Source organism: Streptomyces solitudinis (genome assembly GCF_036323765.1).
Lineage (GTDB): Bacteria > Actinomycetota > Actinomycetes > Streptomycetales > Streptomycetaceae > Streptomyces.
This window is the reverse complement of record NZ_JAZDCW010000012.1, coordinates 78,958-94,190: the sequence shown is the minus strand read 5'-3', so window position 1 is coordinate 94,190 and position 15,233 is coordinate 78,958. Positions and strand designations below refer to the sequence as shown.

Annotated in this window: 13 protein-coding genes and 1 pseudogene; 3 read left to right on the top strand and 11 right to left on the bottom strand. The window is 71.3% G+C overall.

What is annotated here, in order from left to right; genetic code table 11:
- Positions 1 to 119: 119 nt before the first annotated feature.
- Positions 120 to 200 (top strand): annotated as a pseudogene (locus V1J52_RS26200) (IS5/IS1182 family transposase); the annotation flags it as partial.
- A gap of 228 nt (positions 201 to 428) precedes the next feature.
- On the opposite strand, the gene V1J52_RS24295 reads toward V1J52_RS26200, so the two are convergent.
- From V1J52_RS24295 to V1J52_RS24285, 3 genes are all read right to left on the bottom strand, one after another.
- Entirely contained in the window at positions 429 to 1,577 is a 1,149-nt protein-coding gene (locus tag V1J52_RS24295) for a hypothetical protein (protein WP_330142109.1), read from the bottom strand.
- 384 nt (positions 1,578 to 1,961) lie between these two features.
- Positions 1,962 to 2,666, bottom strand: a complete 705-nt coding sequence (locus V1J52_RS24290; protein WP_330142108.1) for a beta-ketoacyl-ACP reductase — start codon at positions 2,664 to 2,666, stop codon at positions 1,962 to 1,964.
- 42 nt (positions 2,667 to 2,708) lie between these two features.
- Positions 2,709 to 3,533 carry a helix-turn-helix domain-containing protein gene (locus tag V1J52_RS24285; protein WP_330142107.1) on the bottom strand — a complete coding sequence of 275 codons (825 nt, stop codon included), beginning with the start codon at positions 3,531 to 3,533 and terminating at the stop codon, positions 2,709 to 2,711.
- A gap of 167 nt (positions 3,534 to 3,700) precedes the next feature.
- Between V1J52_RS24285 and V1J52_RS24280 the strand changes: the two genes are divergently transcribed.
- Positions 3,701 to 4,555 carry an MmyB family transcriptional regulator gene (locus tag V1J52_RS24280; protein ID WP_330142106.1) on the top strand — a complete coding sequence of 285 codons (855 nt, stop codon included), beginning with the start codon at positions 3,701 to 3,703 and terminating at the stop codon, positions 4,553 to 4,555.
- 68 nt (positions 4,556 to 4,623) lie between these two features.
- On the top strand, positions 4,624 to 5,580 hold the full coding sequence (locus V1J52_RS24275) for an MBL fold metallo-hydrolase (protein WP_330142105.1): 957 nt from the start codon (positions 4,624 to 4,626) through the stop codon (positions 5,578 to 5,580).
- 832 nt (positions 5,581 to 6,412) lie between these two features.
- Here V1J52_RS24275 and V1J52_RS24265 read toward each other — a convergent pair.
- The 8 genes from V1J52_RS24265 to V1J52_RS24230 form a co-directional block, all read right to left on the bottom strand.
- Complete coding sequence (locus tag V1J52_RS24265; protein ID WP_330142104.1) at positions 6,413 to 7,360, bottom strand: aldo/keto reductase; 948 nt, start codon at positions 7,358 to 7,360, stop codon at positions 6,413 to 6,415.
- Positions 7,361 to 7,466: 106 nt separating this feature from the next.
- Entirely contained in the window at positions 7,467 to 8,609 is a 1,143-nt protein-coding gene (locus tag V1J52_RS24260; protein WP_330142103.1) for a DegT/DnrJ/EryC1/StrS family aminotransferase, read from the bottom strand.
- A 70-nt stretch (positions 8,610 to 8,679) separates the two neighbouring features.
- A complete protein-coding gene (locus V1J52_RS24255) occupies positions 8,680 to 10,068 on the bottom strand; it encodes an alkaline phosphatase (protein ID WP_330142102.1) in 1,389 nt (462 codons plus the stop codon).
- A complete protein-coding gene (locus tag V1J52_RS24250) occupies positions 10,065 to 11,111 on the bottom strand; it encodes a Gfo/Idh/MocA family protein (RefSeq protein ID WP_330142101.1) in 1,047 nt (348 codons plus the stop codon). Before V1J52_RS24250 ends, V1J52_RS24255 begins: the two co-directional genes overlap by 4 nt.
- 61 nt (positions 11,112 to 11,172) lie before the next feature.
- On the bottom strand, positions 11,173 to 12,330 hold the full coding sequence (locus V1J52_RS24245) for a dTDP-dihydrostreptose--streptidine-6-phosphate dihydrostreptosyltransferase (protein ID WP_330142100.1): 1,158 nt from the start codon (positions 12,328 to 12,330) through the stop codon (positions 11,173 to 11,175).
- A gap of 41 nt (positions 12,331 to 12,371) precedes the next feature.
- Entirely contained in the window at positions 12,372 to 12,971 is a 600-nt protein-coding gene (locus tag V1J52_RS24240) for a streptomycin biosynthesis protein StrG (protein ID WP_330142099.1), read from the bottom strand.
- Between the two features lie 9 nt (positions 12,972 to 12,980).
- A complete protein-coding gene (locus V1J52_RS24235; RefSeq protein WP_330142098.1) occupies positions 12,981 to 13,826 on the bottom strand; it encodes a glycosyltransferase in 846 nt (281 codons plus the stop codon).
- A 40-nt stretch (positions 13,827 to 13,866) separates the two neighbouring features.
- On the bottom strand, positions 13,867 to 14,913 hold the full coding sequence (locus V1J52_RS24230; protein ID WP_185014835.1) for an inosamine-phosphate amidinotransferase 1: 1,047 nt from the start codon (positions 14,911 to 14,913) through the stop codon (positions 13,867 to 13,869).
- Between the last annotated feature and the right edge of the window lie 320 nt (positions 14,914 to 15,233).

Sequence of the window (15,233 nt, the reverse complement as noted above, 5' to 3'; positions counted from 1 at the left end):
CGCTATGGCCCGCGGCCACCGCACGATCTTCAGGAGTCCACACAACCCCCGATGATCACGCGGCGGCCGCACCCGTCCCAGCCGGGTCCGCGACAAGATCGCGAAACCAGACTGGAGTACTAGCCGGATGCCGAAGGCTGCACCGCCGCTACGAGCGAAAGGCCGAACACTTCCTGGCCTTCGTAGGCATAGCGCTCACCCCGGCCCCTGGCACTGCACCAGGCCCAGGCCGAACGCGCCGCCCGGCAGGCAGAACCTGCGCGGCACTCCGCTGTCCCGCGCACCACAGCGTGCCGAGCCGCCGTGAAGTCGCCCTCGACAGGACGCGCCCAGCCCGGGGCGGTAAAGCGGGGCTCGCCGCTCCGGTGGCGGGCGAGACGTAGTCGACGGAGTGGGTGCGCGGCATGGGTCGCCGAGGCGGAGTGGCGTCACCACGGTGCGCGTTCCCTGGCGTCGCAGACGGCCTCCCACTCGGCGAGGGTGAGGCACTGCTGGGGCCTGCGGGCCCGCCGGGCCCGGTCGGCCTCCGCGAGCGAGGCGAGAATCTGGTGGCGGATGACGAAGGCCGGCGGATCCGGTTCCGGATCGGCCGGCGGGTGCAGCACCTGAAGGCGTGCCCGCAAAGCGGCCATGGCGTCCAGGAAGGCCTGGCTGGGCGGGTCGCCGGCGGGCGGCACATCGGGGGCGGCCGTGTCGGTAAGTAGCTGGGCCTGTTCGGCAAGCTCGTCGCGCCAGCGGGCCATGATCAGACCTGCCGGGGAGTCCGGCCGTCGGGGAACGCGCCAGACCGACAGCTCGGCGGCGATGTCCGCGGCGGAGCGGCCGGTGTTGATCCATGGCCGCAGGGCGAAGGCCAGCCGCCGTAGGTCCTCGGTCTGGGTCCACGGCACCCGGGGGCGCACCCAGGCTGCGACCGACACGGCGTGGGACGCCTGCTCAGGACTGGCGCGGTAGGGCTCGGGGATCTCCCGTTGGCGGCCGCGCCGTGGCCGTGCGCGCCGTGGTGCGCGAGTGTTGTTCTTCTTTCCCTCTCCCTTAGCTGTAGGACGTAGGGGGTTGGTCTTACAGGAAGGGGTGTCACGGCGGCGGGCTCGGCTGCTGCGTGTGCGGGCGTCGGCGATGGCCGCCTGGCGCCCGTGCTCGGTGAAACCGATGTGCCGGGCGTGATAGCCCTGGCCTTGGACGCGGTGGCCGGCGGCATCGTCCCATGCTCGGGGGACGACGGCTGCGTAGATGGTGGCGGTGCCCGCCCAGTCCCCGCTCCCGGCGGGGCGGGTGTTGGTCCGGCTTCCGTGGACGGCCCAGACGAGGAGGCCCAGTTCACGCAGGACGGCGATGTGCCGCTCGAGGGTGCGTCGGCTGATGCTCAGGCGCTTCCACATGCTGTCGCGGCAGTAGGCGACGTGCCCGTCCGCGTTCAGGCGGGCGGCGAGGTCTTTCGCGACGTGCAGCGTGGTGTCGTTGGCTTTCGGGTGCAGACGCTGGGTGACGGCCCAGGTGGCGGCGCGCAGGAAGTCGCCACGGCGGGTGCGCCGGGACGTGGTCGTGTCGATTTCCTGGTCCTCATGGTCGCGCACCAGGACGAATCGGTTGTCCGGGGATAATCGGTGGTGACCCTGTGATGGGCGCGGTGGGGCGGCGCCATCGTGGACCGGGGCGCGGGCATGCTGCATTATGGACAGGGCACGCCCTCCTTCCGGGCATGTACAGGGCCCCGCTTTGGTGGGGCCGGGTTCTTCGGGAACCAAGAGATCCGCCCTGGCAGGGGCGGTGTTGCCCGGTCTGCGGACCGGGTTCTTCACCAGGCGGGCTGGATACTCGTCTGGTGGTGGCAGGGGCGGCGGGTGGGCCGAGGTGCTGGACACACCAGGGGCTTGCCGCCGCCGGGGCAGTCCATGGGGACTGCCCCGCTGTCAGATCATGTGCTCAATGAGCTCCAGTGATTGTGGGCGGCTAGGAGGTCAGTGGCCCATGCCGGCGCCGCCGTCGACAGGCACCACGGCACCGGTGATGTAGCCGGCCTGCTCGGAGGCGAGGAAGGCGACGGTTGCGGCGATCTCCTCAGGACGGGCGAGGCGGCCGAGTGGGATCTGGGTCTTGAGGTTCTCGAGCTGCTCGTCGCTCAGCTGCTGGCTCATGGAGGTCTCGGTGAGGCCGGGGGCGACGACGTTGAAGGTGATGCCGCGGGAGCCGAGTTCGCGGGCCATGGAGCGGGCGAAGCCGACGAGGCCGGCCTTAGAGGCGGCGTAGTTGGCCTGGCCACTCTCGCCGCGCAGAGCGACGGCGGAGGAGATGAAGACCACGCGGCCCCTCTTCGCGCGGAGCATGCCGCGCGAGGCGCGCTTGGTGACGCGGAAGGCGCCGGTGAGGTTGGTGTCGACGACGGAGGTGAAGTCGTCCTCGCTCATGCGCATCAGGAGCTGGTCCTTGGTAACGCCGGCGTTCGCGACGAGGACCTCGACGGGGCCGTGCTGCGCCTCGACCTCCTTGAAGGCGGCGTCGACCTGGTCAGCGTCGGTGATGTCGCAGCGGACGGCGAGCAGGCCCTCGGGGGGTTCGCCCGAGCGGTAGGTGATGGCGACGCGTTCGCCGGCCTCGGCGAGGTGACGGGCGATGGCGAGGCCTATGCCGCGGTTGCCGCCGGTGATCAGGACTGAACGGGACACGGGTGGCGCCTTTCTGTGGGGCTTCGTATGGTTTGTTGTGTATTAACTGGTCTGGCGTGTGCCGGAACGGGTGAGGTGTCCGCTTATCACTGCGGCAGTGTCCATGACGGCGGTCACGTACCGGGCGCGGGTCGTGGCCCGTCGCATGGGCGCGCCACCCTTGGCCAGCAGCGCGACGGAGCCGGCGACGGCCGATCCATACCAGATGGGCGCGGCGATCATGGTTCGGTCCGGCAGGGGAGACGGCCCGATGGCGTGACCTTCCTCGCGGACGTGCGCGATGTCGATCTTGTGGTCGCCCACCGAACCGAGGCAGGCGAGGATCGCCAGGCCGGCGGCGTCAGCATCGAGAGGCGCTGATTCAAGAGAGCGAAAGACGATCTGAGGCGATGTGAGGACCTCGTCATCGTGTGGCCCGTATGCCCGTTCCGTGCAGATCCTCATCGGTGTGCCGATCAGGTGCGGTCGGTAAACAAACGCGAGCTGCCCTGTTCTCGACTGTAGTGTGACAATCTCGGCCCTCACCGCAGGGGAGGGCGGGCCGGCCTGGAGGGGCTGGGCGGGTGTCGACGAGGGGGGACCGTGCAGCGCGTCAGTCAGCGCGTAGCGAGCACGCGGCCCGCATTGCTTGACGGCGCCCTCCCGGATCAAGGCCTGCAGATACCGATGGGCAGTCGCCGCGGGGAGACCCGCGGACTCGGCAACCACAGTCAGGGGATGTTGTTCACCCGGTCCAAGACTGATCAGCGCCCTGAGCACCGCCATGGTGCGTGCCACGGACCCATCGGTGCGGTCGGACGGAGTGGCAACTGGCTGCAGCAACGCGAACTCCCCCTCGCGGTTGTGGAGGACCTTCGCGTCTCCCACAACGCGGATTCGATCCGGCGGTCGATTCTTCCCGACCAAGATCCCGCTCGCCAGGCTCTGATTTTTCCGGTCCTTGAATTTCAGGAGCTAACGCTTCCGGTATATCACCGGGCCGTTACGGGGATGGCTCCACGGGGAAGGGTTGAAAGTTGAATCAAAAGGAGGCGTTGCAGCAACTGCTGCAACGGAAGCGTGGGCAGATAGACCCGGCCGAGCTCGGCCGGCCCCAACGCGTCGGCCGGGGCCGGCGCTCGCGTGGACTGTCGCAGGCTCAGGTGGCGCAGGCCCTGTTCGTGACGGAGAGGACCTACGCCGAGTTCGAGCGTGGAAAAACGTCCCAGCCGAGCACCGAGTTCCTCGACAACGTGGCCACGGTGCTCAGGATGAACGAGCGCGAGAGGAACGTGCTCTACGTCTACGCACTCGGCTACGAGCCCCCCTTCCCCATGGATCCATGCGCGGGGACGAACGTCGCCCCGGCGTGGCAGGTGGCCGTCGACAGTGTGTCCGGTCAGCCCTGCTACATCAACGACGTCGCCTGGAACGTACTGGCCGCGAACGACGACTTCAAGCGGATGTTCCCGCAGTCCGAGGGGAAAGCCCCGGAGCTGCCCGAGCGCAACCTGATCCGGTGGATGCTCCTGCGAGAGGACGCGCGCGAGCACCACCTAGTCGACTGGGACACGCGCTGGGCGCCGCAGGTCGCGGCCCAATTACGCACGGCCGTCGCCGCGCACTCCGAAAACGAGGACCTCCAGCTGCTCGACAGGGAGGTCAGCGAGGACCCGGTGGCAGGGCCGATCTACCGTGACCACAGCCTCGCGTACATCCACCCGGATGGCGACGCGCGGCCGATGCGGCATGCCGGCTACGTGCCCCCGCGCCGCCGCGAGGACCGCCGCACCCGGTGTTGCGAACGGCACGCGCCGTCCCAGCTGGGCACCGTCACCATGTGCGCGGCCCAGCCGTTCGGCAGTCCGGGCGCCCGGTTCTTCCTCCTGCCCTTCGTGCCCCACCACTGACGTCGTCCCCCGCGGTCGCTCCAGGAGCGATTCCCCCAGAGCGACCGCGGCACGCACAATGCATGTTCATGGCAACCACTGACCTGAAGCAGATCGCTCCTGGCGTCTTCGCCTGGCAGCCCGGCAACGAGGCGGCCTGGGGTATGGCCAACTGCGGTCTCGTCGTCTCCGGGGACCAGGCCCTCGTCATCGACACGCCCTACACGCCCGCACTGACCGACGCCTTCCTCACCGCGGTCCGCACAGCCGCGGGCCGCGACGTCCCGCTAAACCGTGTCGCCGTCACCCACGCCAACGGCGACCACACCTGGGGTCTCCAGCAACTTCCCGGCGCCGAGGTCTTCGCCACTCACGCCACTCTTGAGCACCAGTGCCTGGAGCCGAAGCCGCAACAGCTCCAGGCACTCATCCACGACACCGACCCCGGCCAGCCGCTCGGGTGGTACTTCCGGGAGCACTTCGGCAGCTTCGACTTCGCCGGTATACAGGTCCTGCCGCCGACCACGACGTTCGCCGGCCGCCACGACCTCGCGATCGGCCGGATATCCGCCGAGCTGCACGAGGTGGGACCGGCCCACACCGTCGGCGACCTCATCGTCCATCTTCCCGAGCAGCGCGTAGTCTTCGCCGGCGACATCGTCTTCGCAGGGGACCACCCCTCGCACTGGGCTGGCCCTCTGGAGCAGGTATCCGCCGCCTGTGCACGAATTCTGGACCTCGAACCCGAGTGGATCATACCCGGCCACGGACAGCTGATGACGCCGGACGACCTACAGGAGTACGTCGCCTACCTCGACGATCTCGCCGGCCAGGCCTCCCTGATGCACGGCCAGGGCCGGACCGCCGTCGAGGCGGCACGCATCCTGATCAGGGAAGACCGGTACGCCGGGCTCGGCCTTCCCGAACGGCTCGCCATCACCCTCAGCACGGAGTACCGCCACCTCGACCAGGACTCCACCGCCCCCGACCTGCTGGAGCTGATGGACCGCGCGGCGCGCATCGCCTGGGAGCGCTCCACACGCTGACCACCCGCATTCCGGCGCACCCCCTTATTCCGGACAGCGGAACAACGGGTGCACCCCCATTCCAGTCCTTGGAATATGCACCGCTTTCCCGGCGGTCGGACTTGCTCCCGCCCACCTCGGCACGGTGGACTACCCCTGTCGGCGCACCCTGCACGCACAGGGAAACGTCGCCCAGCACCGAGGGCCCTCCCACGCCCGTTGACGTGCGCGGTCAAGCAGCACACCGTTGCTGGTCTGATTCCAGGTGCCGCCGCCGGCCCCCCGGCGGCGGCACCCGCTCGAAGCCGCCAACGATCCAGGGGAGAGTTCAGGCACACCGCTCCCACCTTGCCGGCCCCCGCCGCCGTCCCCGTTCCTCGCCCCGCAGGTCGAAGCCATACGCCACGCCCTGCGCACCGGACGACGTGAGGAGGGCCTGACGCTCGCCCGGACCAATAGCGAGGAACTCGCCGAGAGTCACGGCCCTTCGCACAACTACACACTCCGCGCCTTCGAGCTCACAGCCTCCTAAGCTCAGCTCGCCGGCACCCCACCATGGCCACCGATGTTTCGGTGCACACCGCCGCAGCCTGGCAGCGGGTCCTGCTGCATGCCGAGCACTGGCATTCCAGGGTGAGGACGGCAGCGGCGATGGCCGTCATGCGGTTGGGGCTGCGGCGGGCTCTGCGGAAGATCCGCCACGCCTCGACGCGTTCCGCTGGCTGCACCGCTACAACACCCGACGCCGTCACTCCCGCCTCGGACACCGCAGCCCCATCGACCACGAGAACACCTTCCGAACGACATCGCCTACGCTGACACAAGCCGCATAACCCGTGTCCAAGATTCCGGGTCAAGGCCCGTCGCCCTCGCCGGTCTCCAGCCAGTCGCGCTCGGCGTCGGTGAGCCGGTGGGCCGCGGCGGCCAGGGAGTCGCGGACCTCCTCGGGCAACCGGGGCCCGATGAGGGCGACGACCGGGAAAGGCTGGGAGAGGGTCCAGGCGAGGGCGATGCCGGTGGCGGAGATCCCCGTGCGCCGGGCGAGCAGGCGGGCGCGGTGGACCCGGGCGGCGTTGGTCTCGCTGTACCAGCTTTCGGCGAGCGAACCGGTGCGCAACTCGCCGGGGTCGGCGAGCGCGTGCGCGCCGCGGCCCTGGCTGGCCCAGGGGTACAGCCGGACGGCCCCTTCGGCGAGCCAGTCCCGCCAGGCGGGGTCGTTGGAGGTCACGGTGCCCGGGTAGATGGGGTGGACCATGTTGATCAGGCTGTACTGGTTGCTGATGCCGACGGGCAGCGGCAGGCCGTGCACGCGGGCGTAGGCGACGGCCTCGACGACCCGTTCGAGGGTCCAGTTGGACATGCCGTACGCGCCGATGAGGCCGCGGCCAACGAGGTCGGCGAGGACGGTGACGAACTCCCCTACGGGGACGCCGGTGTTGTCGCGGTGGAGCATGTAGAGCGCGGCGTCGTCGCGGCCCATGCGCTCGAAGCTCTCGGTCAGTTGGGGTTCGACGCGGTCGGGTAGGCACTCCGGGGTGTGCGCGCCCTTGGCCAGCACCCAGACGTCCTTCTCGACGCCGCGCGACCGGGCCCAGGCGCCGAAGGTGCGTTCGCAGCAGCCAGGGCCGTAGGCATGGCCGTAGAGCCAGGCGGTGTCGAAGGCGCGGCCGCCGCCCTCCCAGTAGGCGTCGTAGACGGGGAAGCCGCGCTCGTTCTGGCCGAAGGCGGAGGTGCCGAGGAGCAGCGGCGGGCCCTCGGGGCCGGGGGGCGGCGCGGAGGCGGGCCGGGGGGCGGTGGTCATGTGGCTCTCCTGGTGTGTCGGGTTCGTCGGGAGGCGGCGGGCGCCGCACCGCGGTGGTACGCGGCCGGTGCGGCGCCCGTGGGTCCGTCGGCGGACAGGGCGCGGGTCACACCGTGACGGCGACGGCGCGGCGGACCTCGTCGGCGATGTGGTCCAGGTGCCCCTCGGTGAGCCCCGGGTGGGACGGCAGCGCCAGCAGTTCCTGGGACAGCCGCTCGGCGACGGGGAGGGAGACCCCCTTGTGTCCGGCGAACGCGGGCTGCTTGTGCAGCGGGAAGGGGTAGCGCAGCAGCACCGGGACGCCTCGCGAGCGCAGTTCGGCCGCGATCTCCCCGGCCGGGCGGCGGCCGCCGCCCGGCGCCACGCGCACCGCGTACTTCCAGAACGCGTGGGTGGTGCCCTCCGGCTCCACCGGCAGTTCCAGGCCCTCGACACCGGCCAGCCGCTCCGAGAGTCGGGCGGCGTTGCGGCGGCGGGCCTCGACCATCTCGCCGAGCCGCTTGTGCTGGGCCAGGCCGATGGCGGCCTGGACCGAGGTGAGGCGGTAGTTGTAGCCCACCTCGTGTGCCCAGATCATGCCGGGGCGGCCCTCGATGGGGCCCTCGCCGTGGCTGCGCAGGCGACGCAGCCGCTCCGCGTGGTCCGAGTTGTCGGTGAGCACGGCGCCGCCCTCGCCGCCCGACGTGATCACCTTCTGCTCGAAGAGGCTGACGCAGGCGAGGTCGCCGAAGCCGCCGATGGGACGGCCGCCGATCTCGGTGCCCAGCGCCTGCGCCGCGTCCTCGACGACCGGGACGCCCGCCTCGGCGGCGACGGCGGCCAGAGCGGCCATGTCGGCGGCGATGCCGTTGATGTGGACGACCACGATGGCCTTGGTCCGGTCGGTGATCAGCGACTTCACCGAGTCCGGGTCCAGGCAGTGGGTGTCCGGTGTGACGTCGGCGAAGACCGGGCGGGCGCCGAGGTACACGACGGGGCTCGCCGAGCCGATGAAGGTGTGGGCGGGCACGATGACCTCGTCGCCGGGCCCGACGTCCAGGACGTGCAGCGCGAGGTGCACGGCCGCCGTGCCGGTGGACACCGCGACCGCGTGCTCCACGCGCTGGCCGGCGGCCAGGGCCGCCTCGAATTCCTGGACGGTGCTGTTGCCCTGCCCCACCAGGCGGTTGGAGCGCAGGGCCGCCACCGCCGCCTCGATGTCGTCGTCCGTCAGCTGGGGCCACCGCGGTAATTCCTGGAAGGAGCTCAAGGTATGACCTTTCGATTCGGAAGGGGAAGGGTCGGGAATGGTCCGGGGGGCCGTCGGGCACGGCCGTGGTTCATCGCAGTCCGAGCGCCGCGCACACGGTGCCGAACAGCTCGGTGTTCTCGCGGAGGCCGAGCACCCGGTGCGCGAGCGGACCGCGGGCGGCGACCGGCACGGTGACCCCGGTGTGCTCCTGCGTCCCGCCGGGTCCGGCGGTGGCATACCCGAGCAGCATCCGGCCGCCCTCGTCGGTAACGAGGGTGCTGGACAGCCCGGCCGACCGGGCGCCCTCGGGCAGAATCTGGGTCGCGTGGCCGTGGTCGGCGGTGACGATCACGAGGGTACGGGGGTGGTGTCCGGCGTACGCGAGGGCGACCGCGACCGCCCTGTCGAACGCCACAGTCTCGCCGATCTGCCCGCAGGGGTCGGCCTCGTGCGCCCGGTCGTCGATCGAGGCGCCTTCGACCTGGAGGAAGAAGCCCTTGCCGGTGGCCCGGTCGCGACGGGCCGTCAACTGGCCGAGAGCGGCGCGGGTGGACTTGGCCAGGGTGGGTGTGCCGGCGGGCCGGGCGGGGTTGTGGACGGCGCACCGCTGGGGCGCGGTGCCACCGGGCGCGGCCGGTGTCCCGGTCCATTCCACGGGCAGGTAGTCGGGCGCGAACAGCCCGAGCACGGGCCGGTCGGTGCGGGCCGCCGTCAGTTCCGCCCGGTCGCGCACCACCTGGTAGCCGGCCGCGCGGGCCTGCTCCAGCACCGTACGGCCGCGGTACGGGCCGTCCGTGACGGTCTGTGCGAAGTGGTCGGCACCGCCGCCGAGGAGAACGTCGGGGCGGGCGGCGACCGTCTGCTCCACGACGGAGCCGGCGCCGCCGGCCGCCCGGGTGTCCGCCGGACACTCGGCCATGCCGGCGGGGCCCTTGCAGGACCGGTCCGTGACGTGGGCCGTCAGGGCGGCGGGGGTCGCGTCGGAGACCGAGGCGGTGGTGACGCTGCCCGTCGCGTAGCCGTGGCGGCGGGCCTTCTCCAGCAGCGTGGGCAGCGGCCGGTTGGTGCCGGGGGTCTTGGAGACCCGTCCGTTGACGGTCCGCCGGCCCGTCGCCCAGGCGGTGGCGTCGGCGGCGGAATCGGTGACGTAGACCGGCCGCCCCCGCTCGTCCACGGAGAAGGTGGTGCGCCGCCCGCTGGTGTCCAGTGTGTCCAGGGCCAGCCTGCCGGCCGCGCCGACGGAGTAGTCGCGCGCCGCGGTGATCTCCGCGTCGCCCATGCCGTCGCCGATGAGCAGGATGACGTTGTCCGCCGGTGCGCGGCCTTGGACGGTGTCCGTCGGTGCGCGGTCCTGGTCCGCTCCGCCCGCCCCGTCAGCGGTGGAGGCGGCGGGCAGGGTGACGAGGACCAGCAGGGCCGCGGCCAGGGCGGCGCCACGCCGCCCCGGGCGTCCCCGGCGGGTGGACGTGCGGCTCATCCGGCCCTGCCCCCCACGGGCGTGGCCGCGTCGGCGGCCGGTGCGGGGTCCAGGACGACACGGGTGCCGGTCGCGGCGGCACGGCCGGCGGCCGCGGCCACTTCCTGCGCGCGCAGCGCTTCCTCGGCGGTGCAGGGACTGGGGGCACCCCGCGTCACCATGCCGATGAAGTCATGGATCTCCTGCCGGTAGGCGGTCGCGAAGCGGTCGGTGAAGTCCTGGTACGGGGGGTACTCACCGGGGGTGGGCGGGCGGCCCGTGCCGTCCTGGCCGAGCAGGCGCAGCGGGGTCCGCGCGTCGAGCCCGACCGCGTAGGAGCCCTCGGTGCCCAGCACCTCGACCCGGTGGTCGTATCCGTGCGGGTCGAGCCGGGACGCGGTGAGCACCGCGCGGGCGCCGTCGGCGAGGGTCAGGGCGGCCGTGGCCACGTCGTACCCGGCGCCGCCCAGCAGCCGGGCCCCGTCGGCCTGCACGGCCACGGTGGGCTGTCCGGTCAGCCAGTGCACGGCGTCGATGTCGTGGATGAGGCAGTCAGTGAAGATGTCGCCGGCCGTCCGTTCGTACGCGCCGGCCGGCGGTTCGTGGTCGAAGGCGGTGCACCGCACGAGCAGGACGCGGCCGAGCCGGCCCGAGACGATCCTTTCGCGGAGTGTCCGGTAGGCGGGGTCGCAGCGCCGCTGGAAGCCGACGTGCACGCGGGCGGGGGCGAGAGCGCCGGCCAGCTCGCGGGCCTCGGCCACGTCGGCGGTCAGCGGTTTCTCGCAGAACACCGGCACACCCGCCCGTGCCGCGGCCAGCAGCGGGGCCCGCCGCTGTGTAGCCGGGGTCGCCACGACCAGCGCGTCCACGCCGGCGACGACCTCGGCGAGTGTCCGCCGCACCGTCACGCGGGCCCCGGTCTCCTCCGCCAAGGCGCGGGCCAGCCGGTGGGCGCCGTCGGGGTCGACGTCGTGCACCACCACGGCCGGTGGGTCGGGAAGCTTCAGGAGCGTACGGGCGTGCAGCTGGCCCATGCGGCCGGCCCCGACGATTCCCACTCTCATCGAAAGTCTCCGTAACAGCCCGTCGGCGCCCCCGGGAGGAGTGCCGGTATGAGGTTCTGCGTCAGTCAAGTACGGCGGCCCACCGGGGGTCGGTCACGTCCACGCCGGAGGAGGTGAGCTTGGTGCGCAGCTCCTCGCGCAGCCTCGCCAGGTCGGCCTTGGACTGGCGCAGACTGGCGGCGAGCCGGGTGCTGCGGGTCCGGTAGCCCGAGGGGGCGTCCGGCCGTTTGTTGAAGTCCTCCAGCAGGAGGGCGTCGAGATGCGCCGACCAGGGCAGCTCGGGGATGCCCGCAGCGATCTCACTGGGCCGCAGCCGGTGCCAGTAGGAGATGCCGCCGGCGTGGACCAGCTGGGGGGCGAAGACCTTGGTGCCCGGGTACTGGTGGAAGTGGGCGATCCGCAGGCCCGCGGCCAGGGCCATCAGCTGGTAGAACATCAGCCCGTCGAAGACGACGCGGATCACCTCGTTGCCGTTGTGGAGGTGGTGATGGCGCTCATGGCTGCGCACCTCCCGGCCGTCGTCGAGGACGTCCACCACTCCGCCCTGCGGGAAGGGCAGCCGGGGACCCTCCAGGGCCATCACCCGGGCCAGTGCCCGCTCGTGGTGCGGCTCGATGAGCCGCACAGTCGCGCCGTCGATCTCCTTCTCCGGCCCCGGGGGGACGTACGCGTACGCGGCGGGCGTGACGGTGCCGCCGATGGCGCGCTCGATCTCGGGGCGCGCCCGGGGGTCCAGGGCCAGGAAGGGCGGCGCGGCCAGGGGGATGGGGCCGTAGCTGAGCGGGCCGCTGACCGCCACGCCCGGCTCCAGTCCGTCCGTGCAGCGGTCGAACCAGTCGGTGTCGGTGACGAAGCAGTCGACGTCGACGATGCCGAACGGCCGGTCCACGTTACGCAGCAGGAGCTCGAAGATCTCGTGGCTGCCGACCCGGTCGTCCATGTCGAAGACGGGCAGGCCACCGCTCATGCGGTCGCGCAGCGCGGTCTCCTCGGCGTTGAGCGCGGAGCACACGAAGACGCAGTTCAGCCGCTCGGGGACGAAACGCAGGAAGTGGTGGACGACGTGCAGCAGGCCGGAGGAGAAGAAGCAGAACCACGGGGGGCGGTCGGCCGGGAGCCCGGCCAGGAACTCCCGGAAGCTGTGGTCGAGGTGTGTCAGGGACTCCCCGGGGCGTGTGTCGCCCGGGGGCTTCCCGGTCGGATCGGAGGTCATCACCATGTCAGGGCCATTTCGTCGTGGCGCGGGAGCCGGCCGGGGGTTCAGACGACGTCCCAGTACTGGCCGAGCAGGAAGGGCAGTCCGTAGGACACGGACTTCTTGCCGTTGGGCTGGTACGCGGACCGGGGCAGCGTGCGGAAGTCGATGCTGACCCGGCTGATCTCGGTGTCGTTGACAACGTTCCCGTGCCAGGAGTTGGCGCCGTCGAAGACGATGACCTCGCCGTACTCCGCGTGCACCGGCTCGTTGTCGATCCACAGGGTGTTGTTGGCGAAGGCCCGGGTGACCGGCACCCAGTAGTTGACCTCCGCCGGGTCGTGCCCGAAGTCGCGGTCGCGGTGCCAGGAGCCCACGGCGACGGAGTTGCGCAGGTGCACGCGGAAGGTGGGCACCCGCTGGAGGTAGACGTCGTCGACCGTGTCGCCGAGCAGGTGCCGTGCCAGCGTGCGGTACGCGGGCGAGACGATGTCGAAGTTGTCGTAGAACTGCTTGTGGTACGGCGTGCTCTGGTCGGTCTCCCGGGTGGCGAGCCACTCACTGGCCGCCAGGCCCTCCAGGTCGTCCACCTTCAGCACCTCGCGCACGAGGTCGGCGAGGGGGATTTGGGTCACGTCATAGCGGAGCCTTGTGTACTTGGCCATGTGTTCTCCTCACACCAGCATGCGGCCGCGCAGGCGCTTGCACCGCCGGTACCAGCCGCCGACCAGTTCGTCGATCACCGGGTCGCCCGTCTCCCCGTCGCTGACCTCGTGGGCCCGGCCGGCCGCGCGCACCGCCAGCCGGCGGGCGGCGAGCCGCAGGGGGATGGTGGGGATGGTGAGCCGCTCCAGGTGGTTGCCCAGCCGCTCGAGCGTGCTGAGGTCGAAGAACTCGCGCTGCCAGCGCAGTTCGTTGTGGCGCCAGTCCTTCAGACCGTTGAAGCCGCGGCCGTCGTTGTGGTGCATGACGTCCTGGAGGTCCTGGACGATCACGCGCTTGCCGGCGGCACGGACCAGGGTGGCGAGGATGACGCCGAGCCCCTCGAAACCGCGGTAGTGCCCCTCGGGGAAGCGGATGTTTTCGATGGTCCAGCGGTTGACGCACAGAATGACGTCGTCCACGGCGTGGACCTCGTAGCGGTCCGACCCGTAGTCGTGGACCTTGTCGTAGTCGGTGACCCGGCCGCGCCTGGTCTCCTTCTCGTTCCACCAGGCCAGCGAGACGGTGTCGGAGCCGCCGACCGAGCCGAGCATCCCCACGGAGTCGTCCTCGAACACCGGCTGTGCCACCTCGGCCGGGTTCTTCCGCAGCTCGACGTCGTCGTGGAGCATCACCAGCCCGGTGATGTCGGAGTTGGCGGCCGCCTGGTCGAACATGGCGTTGTACGCCGAGAACAGTGAACGCTGGTTGCGCATGGTGAACACCGGGCTGCCCGGTGCCCGGACCCGCTCGATACCCGGCAGGCAGATGCGCTCGAACAGATTGCCCGGGCCTACGCAGACGCCGTAACCGATCACGTGGTCAATCTCCCTTGGCGGTAGCGGACGTGGCGGGACATCAGAACCGGTAGGTCTCCAGCGAGCCGGTGCGGCGGACGTCGAGCGTGGCGCAGTGGAAACCGCCGCCGAGGGTGCGCGAGTGGGTGAGCTGGAGCGGCAGCACGTCCATCCCGTGCTTCTCGAGCAGCTTGATCAGGCCGGTCTGTCGGCGGTCCACGACGGCCAGGTCGGGTCGCACCACCAGCAGGTTCATGCCGATCCACACCGAGCAGTGCGGCTTGTCGCCGGTGAAGCCGATGTCCACCAGCTCCGGGCAGGTGATGGTCTCCCACGACCGCAGGAAGTCGGGCATGTTCCGGTCGTTCACCCGCGAGGGGTTGATCAGCACGAGGCCGGGCCGCAGCGGCACGATGGTGGAGTCCACGTGGGTGGACGCGTACAGCCCCCGGCAGGGGTGCACCGTGTAGGTGTCGCCGACCGCCGACTGGAGCCACTTGGCGCCGAGTTCGTTGCCGCTGTCGGACACCAGGTAGAGCAGGTCGGTGCCGAAGCGCAGCACGTTGGCGGCGTCGAACACCGGCTCCACGTCGGTCAGCCGCTCACCGGCCGGGGCCTGCGGGTCGTAGGAGGCGTCGGTCAGCCGCGGCTTGGGCGCGGACAGCCACCGTGCCCCGCTGGCGAAGTAGTCCAGCAGGATGTCCTTGTAGGCGAGCGACTCCAGGAAGCGGGCGCGCAGCGCCATCGGGGTTTCGATGACGGTCCGGCCGATGGACAGCAGCCCGTCGCGCGGGCAGTAGTCGTGGAAGCCGTCCGTCTCCCAGTCGGGGGTCCTGATCAGTGCCGCGTTGTCGCGGGCCTGGGGCCGGCGCACCGTGACCCCGAGCTTGGTGAGCTCCTCCACCAGGATCTGGAGTTCCTCCTCGGTCTCCTTCACCACCCGGTCCGGGTAGGCGCCGGAGGGGACCTGGTCCTGGCTGTCGTACTCGCTCGCGTACTCCACCGCGAACACGCTGCGGTCGGCGCGGGGGACGCGGGCGCCCACCGCCGTGCCGACGATGATCTCCTCCAGCGGGTCCCATTCGTTGTGCACGTTGACAAGGCTCATGACACTCCTCACGTGGATGGGCAGGGGGTGCGACGACCGGTGACCGGTGCGGCGTGGGCCGGCCCGCGGCGTGGGCCGCCGGCCCCGGGGCGCGGCGGTGGGCGGAAGGCGGGCCGGGACGTGTGCCGGCCCGCCGGGAACGGCCCGGCAGGCACGGCGTACGACGGGAGGTACGGAAGGAACGGCGGGAACGGCCTCGACGGTGCCGATGGGCGTTCGGACCCCGCTCCGGGGGACCGCGCGGGATTCCGGTGTGATGTTCCTCAGTGGTGCCGCCCGGACCACCGGACCGCCTGAAGGCTAACAACCGCCGCCTCGAT

Excerpts from the sequence above, each read along its gene's own strand:
- V1J52_RS24275 (WP_330142105.1), top strand. The coding sequence starts at position 4,624 with ATGGCAACCACTGACCTGAAGCAGATCGCTCCTGGCGTCTTCGCCTGG.
- V1J52_RS24265 (WP_330142104.1), bottom strand. The coding sequence starts at position 7,360 with ATGACCACCGCCCCCCGGCCCGCCTCCGCGCCGCCCCCCGGCCCCGAG.
- V1J52_RS24255 (WP_330142102.1), bottom strand. The coding sequence starts at position 10,068 with ATGAGCCGCACGTCCACCCGCCGGGGACGCCCGGGGCGGCGTGGCGCC.
- V1J52_RS24250 (WP_330142101.1), bottom strand. The coding sequence starts at position 11,111 with ATGAGAGTGGGAATCGTCGGGGCCGGCCGCATGGGCCAGCTGCACGCC.
- V1J52_RS24245 (WP_330142100.1), bottom strand. The coding sequence starts at position 12,330 with ATGGTGATGACCTCCGATCCGACCGGGAAGCCCCCGGGCGACACACGC.
- V1J52_RS24240 (WP_330142099.1), bottom strand. The coding sequence starts at position 12,971 with ATGGCCAAGTACACAAGGCTCCGCTATGACGTGACCCAAATCCCCCTC.
- V1J52_RS24230 (WP_185014835.1), bottom strand. The coding sequence starts at position 14,913 with ATGAGCCTTGTCAACGTGCACAACGAATGGGACCCGCTGGAGGAGATC.